This window comes from Pantoea sp. ICBG 985 (genome assembly GCF_002928365.1).
GTDB classification, from domain to species: Bacteria; Pseudomonadota; Gammaproteobacteria; order Enterobacterales; family Enterobacteriaceae; genus Pantoea; species Pantoea dispersa.
Genome location: NZ_POWM01000022.1, coordinates 1 through 738, shown reverse-complemented (window position 1 = coordinate 738; position 738 = coordinate 1). Strand labels below are relative to the sequence as shown.

Annotated in this window: 2 tRNA genes and 2 rRNA genes; all 4 read left to right on the top strand. The window is 50.5% G+C overall.

Annotation, left to right across the window (positions count from 1 at the left end):
• Positions 1 to 66, top strand: a 16S ribosomal RNA gene (locus C1Y42_RS23245); the annotation flags it as partial.
• Positions 67 to 140: 74 nt separating this feature from the next.
• Positions 141 to 217: transfer RNA gene (locus C1Y42_RS23240), tRNA-Ile, on the top strand.
• Between the two features lie 149 nt (positions 218 to 366).
• A tRNA-Ala gene (locus tag C1Y42_RS23235) sits at positions 367 to 442 on the top strand.
• Positions 443 to 641: 199 nt separating this feature from the next.
• A 23S ribosomal RNA gene (locus C1Y42_RS23230) occupies positions 642 to 738 on the top strand; the annotation flags it as partial.

Sequence of the window (738 nt, the reverse complement as noted above, 5' to 3'; positions counted from 1 at the left end):
TTCATGACTGGGGTGAAGTCGTAACAAGGTAACCGTAGGGGAACCTGCGGTTGGATCACCTCCTTACCTGAAGATACCTTCCCGCGAAGTGCTCACACAGATTGTCTGATAGAAAAGTAACGAGCAGAAAAAACCTCTACAGGCTTGTAGCTCAGGTGGTTAGAGCGCACCCCTGATAAGGGTGAGGTCGGTGGTTCAAGTCCACTCAGGCCTACCAGATTTCTTCTCATGCCGCGTTATGTTTCCGGCTCGCATAGTTCACTATGCTTCGCGAAAACATGCCTTGCCTGAGACGAAATCACATTTCCCGTGTGAGAAACGTGACTCCTGGTGAGTGGATGTAGATGGTCTCTGCAGTGACTGTATGGGGCTATAGCTCAGCTGGGAGAGCGCCTGCCTTGCACGCAGGAGGTCAGCGGTTCGATCCCGCTTAGCTCCACCATTACAGTACTGAAACTTACTTCAGAGTATACCGGCGACGGTGTGCTGCGAAGTATTTGCTCTTTAACAATCCGGAACAAGCTGAAAATTTGAAACGACGCGTCGTATTCATTCTCCGTAATAAGAATGAAATTTACGATGCGTTCGGGTCTCTCAAATGCTTGCAGTCCGCAGCGTTGCAAAACGCCTGTGGGTTGTGAGGTTAAGCGACTAAGCGTACACGGTGGATGCCCTGGCAGTCAGAGGCGATGAAGGACGTGCTAATCTGCGAAAAGCGACGGTAAGGTGATATGAACC